Origin of the sequence: Rathayibacter rubneri (genome assembly GCF_023743255.1) — a bacterium.
GTDB classification, from domain to species: domain Bacteria; phylum Actinomycetota; class Actinomycetes; order Actinomycetales; family Microbacteriaceae; genus Rathayibacter; species Rathayibacter rubneri.
In genome coordinates, this window is record NZ_JAMRYM010000030.1 from 1 (window position 1) to 16,775 (window position 16,775).

Sequence of the window (16,775 nt, forward strand, 5' to 3'; positions counted from 1 at the left end):
CCCGTGCCCCCGCGCACCTCACCCGTCACGCTCGTCCCGCCCCTCGCCTCCGGAGGCCTCCCGTCATGACCGACCCCATCCGCATCGTCCTCGTCGACGACCAGGCGCTGTTCCGCGCCGGCATCCGCATGCTGCTCAGCTCGCAGCCCGACCTCGAGGTGGTCGGCGAGGCCTCCGACGGCGCCGAGGGCGCTGAGGTCGTCGCCCGGGTCGCACCGGACGTCGTGCTGATGGACATCCGCATGCCCGGCGTCGACGGCATCGAGTCGACGCGGCGGATCCTCGCCCGCGCCGCCGAGACGGGGACGCCCGCCCCGCGCATCCTCGTGCTGACGACCTTCGATCTCGACGAGGCCGCGGCCCGGGCCATCCGCGCCGGGGCGAGCGGCTTCCTCCTCAAGGACACCGAGCCCGGCTTCCTCCTCGCCTCGGTGCGGACGGTGCACGCGGGCACGGCCGTGGTCGCGGCCTCCGCCACGCGCGAGCTCTTCGAGCACTTCGGCGCACCGGGCAGCGGTCGGGAGACCCCCGTCGCGTTCTCGACGCTCACCGACCGCGAGCGCGAGATCTTCCACCACGCGGCGCGAGGGCTCAGCAACACCGAGATCGCGACGGCCGAGTTCCTCAGCGAGGCGACCGTCAAGACCCACATCAGCCGCACGCTGGGCAAGCTGGGCCTCCGCGACCGCGTGCAGCTGGTCGTCTACGCCTACGAGAACGGCCTCGTCGCCTGAGAGCGCCCGGGTGACCTGGGCGCGGAGGCAGTGCTAGCCTGGCCCCGTGCGCTTCGGTCTGCTCCTTCTTAGCTGCCGCGACGAGTCCTAACCCCCAGGCCTCCCTCGTCGCGGAGTCCGTCGACGCCTGATCGCAGTTCCCTCCGCGAGGTCGCATCCGATTCCCGGATCCCCGCGAGACCGACACGGGCGCGCATCCGCGCCAGGAGACCCTCATGAAGAACACGCAGAAGCCCTCGACCATGCCGATCCACAAGTACCGGCCGTACCACGAGCAGATCGCGGTCGACCTGCCCGACCGCACGTGGCCGACCAAGCGCATCACGACCGCGCCGCGCTGGTGCGCCGTCGACCTCCGCGACGGCAACCAGGCACTGATCGACCCGATGAGCCCCGAGCGCAAGCGGATCATGTTCGATCTGCTGGTCTCCATGGGATACAAGGAGATCGAGGTCGGCTTCCCGAGCGCCAGCCAGACCGACTTCGACTTCGTCCGCAGCCTCATCGAGGAGGGCGCGATCCCCGAGGACGTCACCATCCAGGTGCTGACGCAGGCGCGGGACCACCTGATCGAGCGCACGTACGAGTCGATCCGGGGCGCCCGCCAGGCGATCGTGCACCTGTACAACTCCACCAGCGTTCTGCAGCGCGAGGTCGTGTTCCGCAAGGACCGCCAGGGGATCATCGACATCGCCCTGGCCGGCGCCCGCAAGTGCCGCGAGATGGAGGCGTCGGTCCCCGGCACCACCGTCTACTACGAGTACTCGCCCGAGAGCTACACGGGCACGGAGCTCGAGTTCGCCCGCGAGATCTGCGACCGGGTGGTCGAGGTCTTCGAGCCGACCCCCGACCGCAAGGTGATCCTCAACCTGCCCGCGACCGTCGAGATGGCCACGCCGAACGTGTACGCCGACTCGATCGAGTGGATGAGCCGCAACCTGGCTCAGCGCGAGAACATCATCCTGTCGCTGCACCCCCACAACGACCGCGGCACCGCCGTCGCCGCCGCCGAGCTGGGCTACCTGGCCGGCGCCGACCGCATCGAGGGCTGCCTCTTCGGCAACGGCGAGCGCACCGGCAACGTCGACCTCGTCGCACTGGGCGTCAACCTGTTCACGCAGGGCATCGATCCGCAGATCGACTTCGGCGACATGGACGGCATCAAGCGCACAGCGGAGTACTGCAACCAGCTGGCCGTGCCGGAGCGCAGCCCCTGGGCGGGCGACCTGGTCTTCACCGCGTTCAGCGGCTCGCACCAGGACGCGATCAAGAAGGGCTTCGAGGCCATGGAGGCCGAGGCCGAGCGCACCGGTCGCGGCGTCGACGAGCTCACCTGGGCCGTGCCCTACCTGCCGGTCGACCCCAAGGACCTGGGCCGCTCGTACGAGGCGGTCATCCGTGTGAACTCGCAGTCGGGCAAGGGCGGAGTCGCGTACCTGCTGAAGACCGACCACGCGCTGGACCTGCCGCGCCGCCTCCAGATCGAGTTCTCGGGAGTCGTGCAGGCCAAGACCGACGCCGAGGGCGGCGAGGTCACGAGCGAGCAGATCTGGACGATCTTCCAGGACGAGTACCTGCCTGCTCCCGCGCACCGCGCCGACGAGAAGTGGGGCCGGTTCGAGCTGACCCGCACCAGCACGTCGAGCGACCTGGGCGGCACCATCGCCCTGAACGCGGTGCTGCGCGTCGGCGACGAGATCATCGAGGCGAACGCCTCGGGCAACGGCCCGGTCAACGCCTTCGAGTCCGTGCTGAGCCAGCACGGCGTCGAGGTGCGGGTGCTGGACTACGTCGAGCACGCCCTCAGCGCGGGCGGCGACGCGCTGGCCGCGTCCTACGTCGAGTGCTCGGTCAACGGCCGCACGCTGTGGGGCGTGGGCGTCGACGCCGACATCTCGACCGCGTCGCTCAAGGCGATCGTCTCGGCCGTCAACCGCGCACTGCGCGAGGAGGCCCCTGACCGCGAGCTGGCGTCCGCCTCCGTCTGACGCGCGTCCGTCCTCCGGCCCCGCCGAAGAACCCCGGACCGTCGAGGGAACCCCGGACCGTCGAGGGAGCCTGCACCAGCGGGTTCCCTCGCCGGGTCGGGGTTCCGTCGGTCCGGGGGGTCAGGCGCGGCGGCGCCAGCGGAGGCGCGGCACGCCGCTGAGGGCGCGCTGCTCGGGCAGGCTCCAGCCGTAGCGCACGGCGAGCAGACGGATGAGCGTGGTGACGCCCACGGCGAGCGGCGCCGCGAAGTCGATCAGCATCCCGAAGCGCAGGCCCGCGACGAGGACGGCCGTGCCCGCGGTGGCGGCGACGGCGTAGAGCGAGCCGACGTGCATCAGCGCGATCGGCCGGTTCAGCAGGATGTCGCGGATGACGGACCCGCCCACCGCCGACACCGTGCCGACGAAGACGGCCGGCACCTCCGGCACTCCGAGCGCCAGCGCCTTCGTGGTGCCGATCGCGCCGAAGAGGCCCAACGTCAGGGCGTCGAGGGCGGTGATCGTGCCGTCGACCCGGTTGAGCACGTGCTGCAGCAGCATCCCGAGGAGCGAGGCCGTCACCGCCACGATCAGGTACGCGTTGGTGTGCAGGGCCACCAGCGGCGTCTGGAGCAGCAGATCGCGCAGGACACCGCCCCCGAGGCCCGTGGCCGTGCCGATGATCGTCACTCCGAGCAGGTCGATACGGCGATCGCGGAACTCGCCCGCGAACATCGCTCCCTGCAGGCAGCCGATGGCGATCGCCAGGAGGTCGGCCCAGGCGGGGATCACGAAGAGGGTGTCGGCCACCGGCCCATCGTTCCACGCTGCGACCGGTCGACCGGCCCGGCGGCCGGGAGGTTGTCGGTGTCGGGGAGGATAATCGAGTGCATGCCCACCTATCGTGACGAAGCCGTGGTGCTCCGCACGCACAAGCTGGGCGAGGCCGACCGCATCGTGACCCTGCTCTCCCGCGGGCACGGCAAGATCCGCGCGGTCGCCAAGGGCGTCCGCAAGACCGGGTCCAAGTTCGGCTCGCGGCTCGAGCCGTTCATGGTCGCCGACCTGCAGCTCTACGAGGGCCGCAGCCTCGACATCGTCACGCAGGCCGAGTCGATCGGCGCGTACGGCGCTCTGATCGCCGCCGACTACGACTGCTACACCGCGGCGAACGCGATGGTCGAGACGGCCGACCGGCTGACCGACTCCGACGCGTCCCTCCAGCAGTACCTGCTGCTCGTCGGCGCCCTGCGCTCGCTCTCGCGTCGCGAGCACGAGGCGGTGCTCACCCTCGACTCCTACCTCCTGCGCGCACTGTCGATCGCAGGATGGGCGCCGAGCTTCGAGGACTGCGCCCGATGCGGCGCCCCCGGCCCGCACGGCGCCGTCGTCGTGCAGATGGGTGGCGTCGTCTGCCAGGACTGCACCCCGCCCGGTGCTCCGCGCGTCGCTCCGGAGGTCGTCGTCCTGCTCGGAGCGCTCCTCACCGGAGACTGGACGCACGCCGAGACGACCGAGCCCTCGACGCGATCGCGGGCGAGCGGAGTCGTCGCCGCCTACACGCAGTTCCACCTCGAACGCGGACTGAGATCACTGGAGCACGTCACCCGATGAAGCCCTTCACGCACAAGGACGCCGAGCCCTACCGCGAGCTCGACTGGACCGGCGTCCACCCGCCCGAGATCCCCCGGAAGGCCGTGCCCGGCCACGTCGCGATCGTGATGGACGGCAACGGCCGCTGGGCGAACGGCCGCGGACTCACGCGCATCGAGGGGCACAAGCGCGGCGAGGCCGCCCTGCTCGACGTCGTGGCGGGAGCGATCCAGATCGGCGTGAAGCACCTCAGCGTGTACGCGTTCTCGACCGAGAACTGGAAGCGGTCGCCCGAGGAGGTGCGCTTCCTGATGGGCTTCAACCGCGACGTCCTGCACCGCCGCCGCGACCAGCTCAACGAGTGGGGTGTGCGCATCCGCTGGGCCGGCCGCAAGCCCCGGCTCTGGGCCTCGGTGATCAACGAGCTCCAGTTCGCCGAGAAGCTGACCGAGGGCAACGACGTCCTCACGCTCACGATGTGCGTGAACTACGGCGGGCGGACCGAGATCGCGGACGCCGTGCAGCGTCTCGCGGGCGAGGTCGCTGCGGGCAGGCTGAAGCCGTCCGGCATCACCGAGAAGACCATCGCGAAGGCGCTCTATGTGCCCGAGATGCCCGATGTCGACCTCTTCGTCCGCTCCTCCGGCGAGCAGCGGACGAGCAACTTCCTGCTCTGGCAGAGCGCCTACGCCGAGATGGTGTTCCTCGACCGGCTCTGGCCGGACTTCTCGCGCACGGATCTCTGGGAGGCGATCGAGCACTACTCCGGACGCTCCCGCCGCTTCGGCGGTGCCGTCGACGTGCCGGGGGCGTCGACGTGATCCGCGTCGGCATCGTCGGCTACGGACTGGCCGGCAGTGTCTTCCACGCGCCGTTCCTGGCGGCCGATCCGGCCTTCGGGATCGTCGCGATCGCGACGTCGAACGCCGAGCGCGCGGCGTCGGCGGCCGCCTCTCATCCGGGTGCGCGCATCGTGCCCGACCTCGACGCGGTGCTCGCGGAGCGTCCGGAGCTCGTGGTTCTCGCGTCCCCGCCGTCGGTGCACCGAGAGCAGGCCGTGGCCGTGCTCGAGGAGGGCGTCGCGGTGGTCGTCGACAAGCCGTTCGCGCCGAGCGTCGCCGACGCCGAGGCGATCATCGCGGCGTCCGAGGCGAGCGGAGCGCCGGTGCTCGTCTTCCAGAACCGCCGCTGGGACGCCGACCTCCTGACCCTGCAGCGGCTCCTCCGCGAGGGTGCACTCGGCGACGTCCTCCGCTTCGAGTCGACCTTCGAGCGCTGGAGCGCTCCGAAGACCGGCCGCTGGCAGGGCGAGATCGGCCCCGAGCAGGGTGGCGGGATCCTCTTCGATCTCGGCAGCCACCTCGTCGACCAGGCGCTGGTCCTCTTCGGGCCGGCCGTGGTCACCGCGGCCGAGACGAGCATCGTTCACCCGGGCGGCGCGAGCGAGGACGACGCGTTCCTCTCGCTGCTGCACGAGAGCGGCGTGCGCTCGCACCTCGCGATGAGCCGCGTCGCCCGCGCCTCCGGGCCGCGGTTCCGCGTGCTCGGCACGTCGGCGGCCTTCTCGGTCGACGGCCTGGATCCGCAGGAGCACGCGCTGCGTCACGGGGGAGCCCGCCCCGACGACGCGGACTTCGGCGAGGTCCCGCGCCGGGCGTGGGGGGTGCTGACTGACGACTCCGGATCGCGCGCGGTCCCGAGCGAGCGGGGCCGCTACGCCGCCTTCTACGACGGAGTCGCCCGCACCCTGCTCGAGGCAGCGCCGCCGCCCGTCGACGTGCGGGAGGCCCTGGCGGTCGTCGCTGTCATCGAGCAGGCGCACCGCCTCGCCGCCCGCTGAGTACCGACGCGCCCGGCGAGGGTGCGGTCTTGGCGATCGAGCGGGGGAGGGGGATCCTCGAAGGGTGAGTACTCCGGGCCCGTCCATGACCGCTCTGCGCGAGCGGTTCGCCGGAGCGCGCGGGTACCACAACGCCTGCACCCTCGGCCTGCCGCCGCGCGAGAGCGTCGAGGCGCTGAGGGCCGACCTCGACCGCTGGTCGGCGGGGGAGAGCACCGCGGCCGGCTACGGAGTGATCGCCGAGAGCGCCCGCTCGTCGTTCGCCGGGCTCGTCGGCGTGCCGGTGGACCGCGTGGCGATCGGCTCGCAGACGTCGGTGATGGCGTCGGTCCTCGCCGGATCGCTGCCCGACGGCGCCCGGGTGCTCTGCGTCGACGGCGACTTCTCCTCCATCGTCTTCCCGTTCCTCGCGCAGGCGCACCGGGGGATCGAGGTCCGCTCGGTGCCACTGGAGGCGCTGGCCGACTCCGTCGAGCCGGCGGACGACCTCGTCGTGTTCTCGGCCGTGCAGTCGAGCAGCGGCGCGATCGCCGATCTCGACTCCGTGATCGAGGCGGCGGCCCGGTGCGGCGCCCGCACCGCGTGCGACCTCACCCAGGCGGCGGGGGTCCTGCCCGTCGACGCCTCCCGCTTCGACGCGACCCTCACCCACGCCTACAAGTGGCTGTGCTCGCCGCGCGGGGTGGCGTTCCTCACGGTCTCGCCCGAGTACGCGGCCGAGCTCGTCCCGCTGCAGGCCGGCTGGTACTCCGGGGAGGACGTCTGGTCCTCCTGCTACGGACCCGCCATGCACCTCGCCGAGAACGCGCGCCGCTTCGACGTCTCGCCCGCCTGGCAGGCCTTCGTCGGAGCCGAGGCGTCCCTCGCGCTCCTCGGATCACTGGACGCCGACGAGGTCTGGCGGCACGCCTCCGGACTCGGCGATCTGCTCTGCGAGCGACTCGACCGCGACCCGCAGCACCGGGCGCTCGTCTCGTGGCCCGATGAGGACGGCGCCGATCTCGCCCGCCTGCTCGAGGCGGGGATCCGCGTGTCGGGTCGCGGGGGACGGCTGCGCGTGGCGTTCCACGTCTGGAACGACGAGTCCGACGTGGACGAGCTCGTCGGGCTCCTGCGGGAATAGGAGTGCCGCGGCGCTGTTGTCCTCCACGTGACTGACGCGCAGCCCCCCATCACCGTCGACATCTGGTCGGACATCGCCTGCCCCTGGTGCTACATCGGCAAGCGCAAGTTCGAGCGCGGGCTGGAGGCGTTCCGCCTCGCCCACCCGGACGCCCCCGAGGTGGCGCTGGAGTACCGCAGTTTCGAGCTGTCTCCCGACACCCCCGAGGACTACCGAGGCGGCGAGGCGGCGTTCCTGGCCGAGCACAAGGGGATCCCCGAGGCGCAGGCGCAGCAGATGCTGGACAACGTCACCGCGATCGCGGCGAGCGTCGGGCTCGACTACCACTTCGAGACGGTTCGTCACGTCAAGACCGTGACCGCCCACCAGGCGCTGCACCACGCCAAGACCGAGGGGCTCCAGCTCGAGCTGAAGGAGCGCCTGCTGCGCGCCTACTTCGTCGAGGGGCGCGACCTCGCGGATCCGGCCGTGATCGCCTCGCTCGCCGAGGAGGTCGGGCTCGACGAGGCGGGCACCGCGCAGGCTCTCGCCGAGCAGCGCCACCTCGCCGACGTGCAGTCCGACATCGCCCAGGCGCGCGAGTACGGGATCAACGGGGTGCCGTTCTTCGTGCTCGACGGGCGCTACGGGGTCTCGGGCGCGCAGGAGCCCCAGGCCTTCACCGAGGTGCTCGAGCACGTCCTCGCGGAGAGGGTGAGCGCCGCGTGAGCGGGTTAGAGATGCTCGGCGCCGCGGACGTGCCGGTGTGCGAGGACGGCGTGTGCGCCGTCCCCGCCGTCGTCGCTCCGGTCAGCGCGGAGGCTCCTCGACGCTGATGTCGGCCACGGTCGCGCCGTAGGCCGCGATCAGCGCGTCCGCGTCGACGAACGCGCTGCGCCCGCCGGTGCCCGCGCCCATCGCGATCCGCTGCCCGCGGATCCGCTCGTCGGCGAAGACCGGCCACGCGGTGGTGGAGCCGATCGGGGTGATGGTGCCGCGGCGGTAGCCGGTGGCCTCGAAGGCCGCCGTCTCGTCGGGCAGGCGAAGCTTGTTCACTCCGACGACGGCGCGGAGCTTCGGCCACGAGATCTGCCGGCCGCCCGGGATCAGCGCGAACAGCAGTTCGCCGTCGTGTCGCTTCACGACGAGCGACTTCACGATCGTGGCGGGGTCGATGCCCAGCAGCCGCGCCGCCTCGGCGAGGCTTCCCGCCTCCGGTCGATCGACGACCTCCACGTCCAGGCCGCGCGCTCGCGCGTCCTCCTCGAACCGCGCCGGTCCGTCCTCCACAGCGTCGATCGTGCTCATCGTCCGGGTCTCCTCTGCTCGTCCCGCCTTCCCCAACACAGGATCTGGGAGAATCATTACCGATGTCCTCCACTCTTCTGGCCCCACCGCCCGCGCGACCCGCGCCGGCGCTGCGCATCGGCCCCCTCGAACTCGACGCTCCGGTCGTCCTCGCTCCCATGGCGGGGATCACCAACACCGCGTTCCGCCGCCTGTGCCGCGAGTTCGGCGCGGGCCTCTACGTGAGCGAGATGATCACCTCGCGCGCGCTCGTCGAGCGCACGCCGGAGTCGATGCGGCTCATCCGCCACCACCCGAGCGAGTCCGTCCGCTCGATCCAGCTCTACGGAGTCGATCCGAAGACGGTCGCCGAGGCCGTCACCATGCTCGTCGCGGAGGACCGCGCCGACCACATCGACCTCAACTTCGGCTGCCCCGTCGCCAAGGTGACCCGCAAGGGCGGGGGAGCGGCACTGCCGTGGAAGCTGCCCCTGTTCCGCCAGATCGTCGAGGGCGCGGTGAAGGCGGCGGGCGACGTCCCGCTCACCGTCAAGATGCGCAAGGGCATCGACGCCGACCACCTGACGTACCTCGAGGCCGCCCGCGCGGCGGAGGGCGCCGGAGTCGCGTCCATCGCCCTGCACGCGCGCACCGCGTCCGAGTTCTACAGCGGCCACGCCGACTGGTCGGCGATCGCCACCCTCAAGGAGGCGATCACGAGTGTGCCCGTGCTCGGCAACGGCGACATCTGGTCGGCCGAGGACGCACTGCGGATGATGGCCGAGACCGGCTGCGACGGCGTGGTCGTCGGGCGCGGCTGCCTCGGTCGACCCTGGCTGTTCGGCGACCTCGCCGCCGCGTTCGCCGGCTCCGACGAGCGCTTCCGGCCGACGCTCGGGCAGGTGGCCGCCGCGTTCCGGCGCCACGCCGAGCTCATCTGCGAGTTCTTCGAGAGCGAGGAGCGCGGCTGCCGCGACATCCGCAAGCACGTCGCCTGGTACTTCAAGGGCTACCCCGTCGGCGGCGAGCTGCGTGCACGCATGGCCTCCGCCGAGACGCTCGCCGAGCTCGACGAGCTGCTCGCGCAGCTCGACCCCGAGGTGCCCTACCCGGGCGAGGCCGCCGAGGGTCAGCGCGGTCGCGCCGGATCCCCGAAGGTGCCGTCCCTGCCCGACCGCTGGCTCGAGTCGCGCGAGCTCGACGCCGGTCAGCGAGCCGACGTGTCCGCCGCCGAAGTCCACCACAGCGGTGGATGACCGCGCGCTCTGGGGGTACTCGCTCGTCGATGTCGAGCGGTTCCTGCCGGAGGACCACTCCACCCGACGCTCCGACTTCGCCCGCGACCGCGCGCGGCTCTTCCACTCCAGCGCCCTGCGCCGCCTCGCGGCCAAGACGCAGGTCCTGAGCCCCACGGCCGGAGTCGACTTCGCCCGCAACCGCCTCACGCACTCGCTCGAGGTGGCGCAGATCGGCCGTGAGCTCGCGACGAGCCTCGACCTCGACCCCGACGTCGTCGACACGGCCTGCCTCGCCCACGACATCGGGCACCCGCCCTTCGGGCACAACGGCGAGCGCGCGCTCAACGCCTGGGCCGACGGCATCGGCGGCTTCGAGGGCAACGCGCAGACGTTCCGCCTGCTCACGCGCCTCGAGCCCAAGGTGTTCGGCGACGACGCGCGACCGTACGGACTGAACCTGACCCGCGCGAGCCTCGACGCGAGCTGCAAGTACCCCTGGCCCGACACCCGCTCCGTCGCCGACCCGTCCGGGCGGGCCAAGTTCGGCTTCTACGCCGACGACGCGCCGGCCTTCACCTGGATGCGGGAGGGCGCACCCGAGGGCGTGCGCTGCATCGAGGCGGAGGTCATGGACCTCTCGGACGACATCGCGTACTCGGTGCACGACTTCGAGGACGCCGTGGTCTCGGGCTACATCGACGTCGAAGCGCTCGGCTCCCGGAGCGACCACGACGACCTCGTCGCCTCGATGCACGCCTGGGTGGGCGACGAGATCGAGCACGCCGAGCTCGTGGCGGCCTTCGACCGCCTCGACTCGCTCGACGTCTGGCTCGACACCTGGGACGGCTCCCGCCGAGACCAGGCGCGACTGAAGAACCTGACCAGCCAGCTCATCGGCCGCTTCGCCGCCGCCGCCACCGAGGCCACCCGCGAGGCGTACTCGCACCCCGACCTCGTCCGCTTCGGCGGCCACGTCGTCGTCCCGCGCGAGCAGCAGGCCGAGATCGCCGTGCTCAAGGGCATCGTCGCCACCTTCGTCATGTCGCGGAACACCCGCCAGCCGATCTACGCGCAGCAGCGCGAAGTCCTCACCCGCCTCGCCGACACCCTCCTCGAGCGCGGCGAGGGCGCTCTCGAGCCCGGCTTCGCCGAGGACTGGCGCGCCGGCGACTCCGACGACTCCCGCCGCCGCGTCGTCGTCGACCAGGTCGCCAACCTCACCGACCAGAGCGCCCTGGCGTGGTTCGAGAGGCTGTGCCCATGACGGAGCCGGTCCCTGCCCGGCTCCGCGCGGTCGGCTGTGCTCATGAGGAGCCGGTCCCTGCCCGGCTCCGCGCGGTCGGCTCGGGCGGGTGGGCGCGTTCCGCAGAGCGGCGTGGGTTCGCCTAGGGCGATCCGCTCGCACGCGGATCACCCGTTCGGCTGTGCCGATACGGGGCCGGTCCCTGCCCGGCCCCGCGCGGTCGGCCCTCGCGGGTGGTCGCTTTCTGCAGAGCGGGTCGCGTGCGCCTAGGGCGATCCGCTCGCACGCGGATCACCCGTTCGGCTCGGAGAGGGTCGCCGGGTCGTCCGCGCGCCCCTTGGTGATCGAGTAGGGCGCGCAGCGGCCGTACCGAGATCCGCGTCGTCCGGGGGGCGGTCTCGAGACGCCCCTGCGGCGCTACTCGACCAGCAGAAGGAGACCAGAGCGTCTCTGGAGCGGCAGCGCGATGCGCAACGTCTGCTGACGATGGGGTCTAGAGCCTGTCAGAGGTTGAACCCCCTCGTCAGCTCATGTTGCGCAGCACACCCCGGCCGCAGCGCCCTAGTGCGCGCCGCCGCGGCCCCATCCGAGCCGAACCGGTGATCCGCGTGCCAGCGGATCGCCGTAGGCGGACGGAACCCGCTCCACGGAACTCCGCACGTCGAGAAGCCGACCGCGGGGAGCCGGGCAGGGACCGGCTCCGAATGAGTACGGCCGACTGTGCGACGCCGGGCGGGGACCGGCGCCGACGACGGCACAGCCGAACAGGTGATCCACGTGCCAGCGGATCGCCGTAGGCGGACGCGACCCGCTCTGCGGAACCCGCACCGTCGAAAAGCCGACCGCGAGGCGCCGGGCGAGGACCGGCGACTACGATGGTGGGGTGCCAGGACGGATTCGACAGCAGGATGTCGAGGAGGTCAAAGCCCGCGTCAACATCGGCGACGTCGTCGGCGAGTACGTCACCCTGAAGTCGGCGGGCGTCGGCTCGCTGAAGGGCCTCTGCCCCTTCCACGACGAGCGCAGCCCCAGCTTCCACGTGCGCCCGCAAGCCGGTTTCTACCACTGCTTCGGCTGCCAGGAGTCGGGCGACGTCTACAGCTTCATCATGAAGATGGACCACACCTCCTTCAGCGAGACGGTCGAGCGGCTCGCCGCTCGCGTCGGCATCGTCCTGCAGTACGAGGAGGGCGGCGGGCAGGCTCCCGAGACCGGGGGGCGCGTGCGCCTGCTCGAGGCGAACAGGGCGGCGGAGGAGTTCTTCCGCGAGCAGCTCGCGACTCCGGGCGCCGATGTCGGTCGCCGCTTCCTCGGCGAGCGCGGCTTCGACCGCGCCGCGGCCGACCGCTTCGGCGTCGGCTTCGCGCCCGACGGCTGGGACGGCCTGACGACCGCCCTGAAGCGCCGCGGCTTCTCCGAGACCGAGCTCACCGCCGCAGGCCTCGTCAGCAGCAGCAATCGGGGAGGCGTCTACGACCGTTTCCGCGGGCGGCTCGTGTGGCCCATCCGCGACGTGACCGGTCAGACCGTCGGCTTCGGCGCCCGCCGCCTCCTCGAGGAGGACAAGGGGCCGAAGTACCTGAACACCCCCGAGACGCCCGTGTATCACAAGTCACAGGTCCTCTACGGGCTCGATCTGGCCAAGCGCGACATCTCGCGAGGCCACCGCGTCGTCGTCGTCGAGGGCTACACGGACGTGATGGCCTGCCACCTCGCGGGCGTGACCACCGCGGTCGCCACGTGCGGCACCTCCTTCGGGGTCGACCACATCAAGGTGCTCCGCCGGGTGCTGGGGGACGACAGCGGAGTCGGCGAGGTCGTCTTCACGTTCGACCCCGACGCGGCAGGCCAGAAGGCGGCGATGCGCGCGTTCCAGGAGGAGCACCGCTTCGCCGCGCAGACGTTCGTCGCGGTCGCTCCCGAGGGCCTCGACCCGTGCGACCTGCGGCTCAACCGCGGCGACGACGCCGTGCGACGGCTCATCGACGACAAGAAGCCGATGTTCGAGTTCGTGATCCGCCAGCTGCTCGCGCGGTACGACCTCGAGACGGTCGAGGGGCGGATCGCCGCCCTGCGCGCCGCGGCCCCGGTCGTCGCCGAGATCCGCGATCCCGCGCTGCGGCCCGGGTACTCCCGCGAGCTGGCGCGGATGCTCGGCCTCGACATGTCGGAGGTCAACTCGGCCGTCCGCTCGGCCGGCTCCCGCCCCCGCTCCTCCGGATCCCGGGACGAGCGACGCGAGCCCGAGAGCGCGGCGCCCGGGGCGCCCGCCGGCGCGCGCCTCGCCGACCTCCCTGTCGACGTCGTCACGCGCATCGAGCGCGAAGCGTTGATGGCGATGCTCCAGCTCCCGCAGGCCATGGGCACCGAGCTGCTCGCGCGCGCCGCTCACGCCGCCGTGACGAACGAGACCCTGCGCGTCGTCCGCGACGCCGTCGTCGCCAACCTCGAGCGGGCGGAGGACCGCGACTGGGTCGAGCACGTCGCGAACGACGTCCCCGGCCCGTTCGCCTCGCTCGTGCGCCAGCTGGCCGTGGCGCCGATCCCCGCGGCCGACGAGGCGAAGCTCGCCCGGTACGCGCGCGACGTCGCCGTCTCGCTGATCGAGCGCGATCTGCTGCGCGAGATCGCCGAGCTGCGCGGTGCCCTGCAGCGCGCCTCCGCCGATCCCGTGATGTCGAGGGCCGTTCAGGTGCGCCTCGTCGAGCTCGAGCGCGAGAAGCGCGCCCTGCGGAGCGAGTGATCCCCGCCCGAGGCGCGACCGTCACCCGTCCAGGGGCGTGTTGCAGTCGTGTGAAGTTTCGGACGCGGCGGACCCCGCCTGTCCGGAGAGCGCTTCCACATGTGTTACCCATGAACAACAGCACTGCGGGCGCACGCCTCCGCGCGCCCGTGCGCTCACAGGACCACTGTGCGCCACGAGACCGCGCCACGAGCGCACCCGCATCGAATCCTTACCAGGAAGAGGTAGACGGACAATGACATCCGCATCCACCCGCAGCGCTCGCGCGCTCTCCGCCGCCGCCGGCTTCGCCGCGGTCGCGATCGTGCTCGCGGGCTGCTCCGCCGGCGGCTCCGACTCGTCCGGCGACAGCGCCGGCGGGGGCACCCTGACCATCGGCACCACCGACAAGATCACGACGCTCGACCCGGCCGGCTCCTACGACAACGGCTCGTTCGCCGTGATGAACCAGGTCTACCCGTTCCTGATGAACACCCCGTACGGCAGCCCGGACGTCGAGCCGGACATCGCAGAGTCGGCCGAGTTCACCGCGCCGACCGAGTACACCGTGACCCTCAAGGAGGGTCTGAAGTGGGCGAACGGCAACGACCTCACCTCCTCCGACGTCAAGTTCACCTTCGACCGCCAGCTCGCGATCGCGGACGCGAACGGCCCGTCGTCGCTCCTCGCGAACCTCGACAGCGTCGCGGCGCCGGACGACACCACCGTGGTCTTCACGCTCAAGTCCGAGAACGACCAGACGTTCCCGCAGATCCTCTCGAGCCCCGCGGGCCCGATCGTCGACGAGGACGTCTTCTCGGCCGACGCGCTCACCGCGGACGACGAGATCGTCTCGGGGGAGGCGTTCGCCGGTCAGTACACGATCGCCAACTACGACGTGAACAACCTCATCCAGTACAAGGCGTACGAGGGCTACGAGGGCGTGCTCGGCGCGGCCGAGACCGGCACCGTCAACGTCAAGTACTACGCCGACTCGTCGAACCTCAAGCTGGACATCCAGGAGGGGAACATCGACGTCGCGTTCCGGAGCCTCTCCGCGACCGACGTCGAGGACCTCCGCGGCAACGACGCGGTCAAGGTCGTCGACGGCCCCGGCGGCGAGATCCGCTACATCGTCTTCAACTTCGACACCCAGCCCTTCGGCGCGACGACTCCGGAGGCGGACGCCGCCAAGTCGCTCGCCGTGCGCCAGGCCGTGGCCGACCTGATCGACCGCGAGGAGATCGCCGACCAGGTCTACAAGGGCACCTACACGCCGCTCTACTCCTTCGTCCCCGAGGGACTGACCGGCGCGACCGAGCCCCTCAAGTCGCTCTACGGCGACGGCGAGGGCGGACCGGACGCCGACAAGGCGAAGGCGACCCTCGAGGCCGCCGGTGTCACCGAGCCGGTGAACCTCAGCCTCCAGTACTCGAACGACCACTACGGCCCGTCCTCGGGTGATGAGTACGCGCTGATCAAGGACCAGCTCGAGTCGTCGGGTCTGTTCACCGTCGACCTGCAGACCACGGAGTGGGTCCAGTACTCCAAGGACCGCAGCTCCGACGTCTACCCGGCCTACCAGCTGGGCTGGTTCCCGGACTACTCGGACGCCGACAACTACCTCTCGCCGTTCTTCATCAAGGAGAACTTCCTCGCGAACCACTACGACGACGCCGAGGTCCAGGGGCTGATCGCCGAGCAGGTCTCGACGACCGACGCCGACGCCCGCACCGCGCTCATCGAGCAGATCCAGGAGAAGGTCGCGGCGCAGCTCTCGACCGTCCCCTACCTGCAGGGCTCGCAGGTCGCCGTCGTCGGCAGCGACGTCAGCGGCACCGAGGACACGCTCGACGCGTCGTTCAAGTTCCGCTACGCCGCGCTCAGCAAGGGCTGATCCACCCTCCGGCGGCCGGCGCCTCCCCGCTCGGGAGGCGCCGGCCGCCGTTCTCCACGAAAGGCATCACGTGACGACAGCCACGACGGCTGCGGCGACGGCGCCCACCCGGCGACCGCGCGGCTCCGGGGGCGGACTCGGGCGCTACCTGCTCGTCCGCTTCCTGCTCATCATCCCGACCGTCTTCATCCTCGTGACGATGGTGTTCCTCCTCATGCGCACGACGGGCGACCCGATCACGGCGGCCCTCGGCGGCCGCCTGAGGGCCGATCAGCTCGCCGAGCGGGTCGCGGCGGCGGGCTACGACCGCCCGCTGATCGTGCAGTACTTCGAGTACCTCGGCCAGCTGCTCACGGGCGACTTCGGCACCACCCTCAGCGACAACCGCCCCGTCACCGGGGTGCTGCTCACCTACGGCGCGGCGACCGTCGAGCTCGCGTTCTACGCGCTCCTCGTCGCGTTCCTCGTCGGAATCCCGCTGGGAATGCTCGCGGCCTACCACCGCGACCGCACGCCCGACGCTGTGCTGCGCATCTTCGCGATCCTCTGCTACGCCACTCCGGTGTTCTTCGCGGGCCTGCTGCTCAAGCTCGTCTTCGCGGTCTGGCTGAAGTGGTTCCCGGTCGCCGGGCGCGCGTCGACCAGCACCGAGCTGTCGCTGCAGTTCCTCGAGAACAAGACCGGCATCTACCTGATCGACGCGGTCCAGACCGGCGACCCGGCCGCCGTGTCGGACGTGCTCTCGCACGCCGTCCTGCCCGCCGTCGCGCTGGGCCTGCTGACCGCCGGCATCTTCCTCCGGCTCGTGCGCACCAATGTGATCGGCACCCTGGGCACCGACTACGTCGACGCGGCGCGGTCGCGCGGAGTGGGGGAGTTCCGCCTCGTCCGCACGCACGCCTACCGGCCGGCGCTCATCCCGATCATCACGGTGATCGGGCTGCAGATCGCCCTGCTGCTGGGCGGCGCGGTCCTGACCGAGACCACCTTCGAGTGGAAGGGCCTCGGCTTCCAGCTGGCCGAGTACCTCCAGGCCCGCGACTTCGTCGCCGTGCAGGGCATCGTCGCCCTGCTGGCCGTGATCGTGGCGCTGACCAACTTCATCGTCGACGTCATCGCGGCGCTCATCGACCCGCGAGTGAGGTACTGAGC

Annotated in this window: 14 protein-coding genes; 12 read left to right on the top strand and 2 right to left on the bottom strand. The window is 71.5% G+C overall.

Features of this window, described 5'->3' with window-relative positions:
- The first annotated feature begins 65 nt into the window (after nucleotides 1–65).
- Together NB037_RS08835 and leuA are read left to right on the top strand one after the other, a co-directional pair.
- On the top strand, nucleotides 66–734 hold the full coding sequence (locus NB037_RS08835) for a response regulator (RefSeq protein ID WP_207402449.1): 669 nt from the start codon (nucleotides 66–68) through the stop codon (nucleotides 732–734).
- Nucleotides 735–949: 215 nt separating this feature from the next.
- Nucleotides 950–2,722, top strand: a complete 1,773-nt coding sequence (leuA, locus tag NB037_RS08840) for a 2-isopropylmalate synthase (RefSeq protein ID WP_251945221.1) — start codon at nucleotides 950–952, stop codon at nucleotides 2,720–2,722.
- A 120-nt stretch (nucleotides 2,723–2,842) separates the two neighbouring features.
- Here the strand turns inward: leuA and NB037_RS08845 are convergent, their stop codons facing one another.
- On the bottom strand, nucleotides 2,843–3,511 hold the full coding sequence (locus NB037_RS08845) for a trimeric intracellular cation channel family protein (protein WP_251945223.1): 669 nt from the start codon (nucleotides 3,509–3,511) through the stop codon (nucleotides 2,843–2,845).
- An 81-nt stretch (nucleotides 3,512–3,592) separates the two neighbouring features.
- Between NB037_RS08845 and recO the strand changes: the two genes are divergently transcribed.
- The 5 genes from recO to NB037_RS08870 all read left to right on the top strand — a co-directional run bounded on the left by recO (nucleotide 3,593) and on the right by NB037_RS08870 (nucleotide 7,965).
- Nucleotides 3,593–4,315: a DNA repair protein RecO gene (gene recO, locus NB037_RS08850; RefSeq protein ID WP_251945225.1), complete on the top strand. Its 723-nt coding sequence runs from the start codon at nucleotides 3,593–3,595 to the stop codon at nucleotides 4,313–4,315.
- The gene (locus tag NB037_RS08855) at nucleotides 4,312–5,115 is read left to right on the top strand and encodes an isoprenyl transferase (protein WP_251945227.1); all 804 of its coding nucleotides are present in this window, start codon (nucleotides 4,312–4,314) and stop codon (nucleotides 5,113–5,115) included. The genes recO and NB037_RS08855 overlap by 4 nt, the downstream gene beginning before the upstream one ends.
- Nucleotides 5,112–6,134 (top strand): Gfo/Idh/MocA family protein, encoded by a 1,023-nt coding sequence (locus tag NB037_RS08860; RefSeq protein ID WP_251945229.1) that lies wholly within the window; start codon nucleotides 5,112–5,114, stop codon nucleotides 6,132–6,134. Before NB037_RS08855 ends, NB037_RS08860 begins: the two co-directional genes overlap by 4 nt.
- An 85-nt stretch (nucleotides 6,135–6,219) precedes the next feature.
- A complete protein-coding gene (locus tag NB037_RS08865) occupies nucleotides 6,220–7,257 on the top strand; it encodes an aminotransferase class V-fold PLP-dependent enzyme (protein ID WP_251945231.1) in 1,038 nt (345 codons plus the stop codon).
- A 27-nt stretch (nucleotides 7,258–7,284) separates the two neighbouring features.
- The gene (locus NB037_RS08870) at nucleotides 7,285–7,965 is read left to right on the top strand and encodes a DsbA family oxidoreductase (protein WP_251945234.1); all 681 of its coding nucleotides are present in this window, start codon (nucleotides 7,285–7,287) and stop codon (nucleotides 7,963–7,965) included.
- Between the two features lie 81 nt (nucleotides 7,966–8,046).
- On the opposite strand, the gene NB037_RS08875 is transcribed toward NB037_RS08870, so the two are convergent.
- Nucleotides 8,047–8,544, bottom strand: coding sequence for an aminoacyl-tRNA deacylase (locus NB037_RS08875; protein WP_251945236.1), 498 nt, complete (start codon nucleotides 8,542–8,544; stop codon nucleotides 8,047–8,049).
- A 62-nt stretch (nucleotides 8,545–8,606) separates the two neighbouring features.
- On the opposite strand from NB037_RS08875, the gene dusB reads away from it, so the two are divergent.
- The 5 genes from dusB (at nucleotide 8,607) to NB037_RS08900 (ending at nucleotide 16,773) form a co-directional block, all read left to right on the top strand.
- Entirely contained in the window at nucleotides 8,607–9,779 is a 1,173-nt protein-coding gene (dusB, locus tag NB037_RS08880; protein ID WP_207402440.1) for a tRNA dihydrouridine synthase DusB, read from the top strand.
- Complete coding sequence (locus tag NB037_RS08885) at nucleotides 9,772–11,025, top strand: deoxyguanosinetriphosphate triphosphohydrolase (protein WP_251945238.1); 1,254 nt, start codon at nucleotides 9,772–9,774, stop codon at nucleotides 11,023–11,025. The genes dusB and NB037_RS08885 overlap by 8 nt, the downstream gene beginning before the upstream one ends.
- Nucleotides 11,026–11,887: 862 nt before the next feature.
- Nucleotides 11,888–13,747, top strand: coding sequence for a DNA primase (gene dnaG / locus NB037_RS08890; protein ID WP_251945240.1), 1,860 nt, complete (start codon nucleotides 11,888–11,890; stop codon nucleotides 13,745–13,747).
- A gap of 235 nt (nucleotides 13,748–13,982) precedes the next feature.
- Entirely contained in the window at nucleotides 13,983–15,623 is a 1,641-nt protein-coding gene (locus NB037_RS08895; protein WP_251945242.1) for an ABC transporter substrate-binding protein, read from the top strand.
- Nucleotides 15,624–15,693: 70 nt separating this feature from the next.
- Nucleotides 15,694–16,773, top strand: a complete 1,080-nt coding sequence (locus tag NB037_RS08900) for an ABC transporter permease (protein ID WP_251945243.1) — start codon at nucleotides 15,694–15,696, stop codon at nucleotides 16,771–16,773.
- The last annotated feature ends 2 nt before the right edge of the window (nucleotides 16,774–16,775 follow it).

Bases quoted from the DNA above. Each gene is read 5' to 3' on its own strand.
- NB037_RS08895 (WP_251945242.1), top strand. From the start codon at position 13,983: ATGACATCCGCATCCACCCGCAGCGCTCGCGCGCTCTCCGCCGCCGCC.
- NB037_RS08835 (WP_207402449.1), top strand. From the start codon at position 66: ATGACCGACCCCATCCGCATCGTCCTCGTCGACGACCAGGCGCTGTTC.
- recO (WP_251945225.1), top strand. From the start codon at position 3,593: ATGCCCACCTATCGTGACGAAGCCGTGGTGCTCCGCACGCACAAGCTG.
- NB037_RS08855 (WP_251945227.1), top strand. From the start codon at position 4,312: ATGAAGCCCTTCACGCACAAGGACGCCGAGCCCTACCGCGAGCTCGAC.
- dusB (WP_207402440.1), top strand. From the start codon at position 8,607: ATGTCCTCCACTCTTCTGGCCCCACCGCCCGCGCGACCCGCGCCGGCG.
- NB037_RS08875 (WP_251945236.1), bottom strand. From the start codon at position 8,544: ATGAGCACGATCGACGCTGTGGAGGACGGACCGGCGCGGTTCGAGGAG.
- NB037_RS08865 (WP_251945231.1), top strand. From the start codon at position 6,220: ATGACCGCTCTGCGCGAGCGGTTCGCCGGAGCGCGCGGGTACCACAAC.
- leuA (WP_251945221.1), top strand. From the start codon at position 950: ATGAAGAACACGCAGAAGCCCTCGACCATGCCGATCCACAAGTACCGG.